Below are 1,974 nucleotides of genomic sequence, written 5' to 3'. Positions count from 1 at the left end.
TCGGAAGGCACGTGCAGACCTTTCGTCATGGCCTCCTACCTTTCTTTCGGGCCCCTGTCAGGGCCGATTCGTTAGCGCCCCTCCGTGTGAGGCGTTATTGCTGACGACATATTTATATCCAAAATCAGTCCATACTTCCACCTCGCCCCCGAACGGTTTTATATGAGGGGTGAACGGCATACACATATACTTCACGCATGGCACACTTTGATTTAATAAAGTTTATTTACGTGCTAAAACGCGTTTTCAATCCAAATAGCAAATGGAACTTAACTTTATTAAACCACCCTCAAATTGCATATTTCTAATATAGCTATGAATAGAATCAGCGATTCATGCCGCGTCCCAACCATTTTCATTTTTATTCAGAAAAAAGTTTGTCCTATTCATTTCTGATAAACAAATTACCGTTTACCAGACGCTTGATACCGTTCACCGGAAGCTCAGTATAAGGCCCAGCGGATACCGGCTCGCTTTACGGCCCCATTTGTAACAACTTGACTTCTCGGTATAGAAAAACGAACCCGCTTCCCCTAGGGAAACGGGTCCGTTTTCGATTATCTTCGGCCAATTTGGATAAGGCCCTCGAAGATCGTCGGAACCCTAGCGATCGAACTCCGTCAGTGCCTCGCCCAAAAGCCTCAGGCCCTCGCGAAGAACGTCTTCGCTCGCGCAGTAGCCCAGGCGTGCGCCGCAGGGAAGCTCAAAGCGGCTACCGGGGACCAGCAGCACTCCCCTCTCGGCCAACAGGCGCTTACAGAATTCCTCGTCATCCTCGGGAATATCCAGCTGGATAAACGAGGTGGATATTCCCTGCGGGGCCGTCCAGGAAACGCGATGCTGCGTATCGATCCAAGCCTGCGCGATATCGCGGTTGCCAAACACGATCTTGCGATTGCGCTCGAGAATCTTGTCCTTGTGCTCGAGCACGTATGTCGCCAGGGCATCGTTGAACACGCCGCCGCAGATCATGGTGTAGTCGCGGTAGGTGCGGATGCGGTTGGACACCTCTTCGTCGGCCACGACCCAGCCCACGCGGGCCGCAGGCGTCGAATAGGTCTTGGACACCGAGTTGGTGACAATGGCCTTCTCGTACATGTCGGCCATCGACATAAAGGCCTTGGTGTTCTCAAGCGGCAGGTACACCTCGTCGCACAGCACATAGGCGCCAGCCGAACGGGCGATCTCGGCAATCTGGCCGAGCATATCGGCATCGAGCACCGTACCGATGGGGTTCGATGCGTTATTGATGCAGATGAGCTTGGTGTTGGGGCGCACCAAGCGCTTGAGCTCATCGATATCGGGCTTCCAGCCGAGCTCCTCGCGGAGCTCCCAATACTCGACCTCGGCACCCAGCGTACGCGGAATCTCGTAGAGCGGCGCATAGGTAGGCCACTCGGCAATCACGTGATCGCCGGGCTCCACAACGGCCATGATGGCGTTGAGGTTGGCGCCCGTGCAGCCATTGGTCTGCAAAATGTGATCGGGATTGACATCGCGACGATACAGCTTGGCGACCTCGGCCTTAAATTCCGGCGATCCCTCGATCCAGCCGTAGTTCATCTTCTCGCGATCCAGGCGCTCGTAGAACGTGGCGCCGTCCTGCTCGTCCAGTGCGCGAAGCTCGCCCATGGTCAGCGACGAGATCGTCGACTGAGCGATATCCCAGGTAGCACTCTTCTCCCAAACGTTGAGCCATTCCTCAACACCGATTGTCTTGATATCCATGGCCACCTTATCTGATCTTCATTTAGCGTCATTAAACATGAATGGGGCGGTGCGAAAGATCCGCACCGCCCCAATGGGAGACATCTAATGGCAGCTAGATGTTTGTAGTAAGACCTGTACGGGTCTTTGAAAACCTTAGAGGTCCTCGCGCCAGAAGGGCATGCTCATGCAGCGCGGGCCGCCGCGGCCGCGAGAGAGCTCGGCGGAGGGCACGACGAGAAGGTCCAGGCCCTCCTTGTACAGCAC

General features: G+C 55.0%; 2 protein-coding genes. Both read right to left on the bottom strand.

Annotation, left to right across the window (positions count from 1 at the left end; genetic code table 11):
- Positions 1–603: 603 nt before the first annotated feature.
- Positions 604–1,728: an aminotransferase gene (locus DXB53_RS09760; RefSeq protein ID WP_117584285.1), complete on the bottom strand. Its 1,125-nt coding sequence runs from the start codon at positions 1,726–1,728 to the stop codon at positions 604–606.
- 135 nt (positions 1,729–1,863) lie between these two features.
- Positions 1,864–1,974: arginine deiminase family protein (locus DXB53_RS09755; protein WP_147330908.1), on the bottom strand; the 111-nt coding region annotated here is incomplete at its 5' end.

The organism is Collinsella sp. OM04-5 (assembly GCF_003439125.1).
Classification (GTDB): Bacteria; Actinomycetota; Coriobacteriia; order Coriobacteriales; family Coriobacteriaceae; genus Collinsella.
Note: the sequence above shows the minus strand (reverse complement) of the source record. Positions and strands in the feature narration are given on the sequence as shown.

Excerpts from the sequence above, each read along its gene's own strand:
- DXB53_RS09760 (WP_117584285.1), bottom strand. The coding sequence starts at position 1,728 with ATGGATATCAAGACAATCGGTGTTGAGGAATGGCTCAACGTTTGGGAG.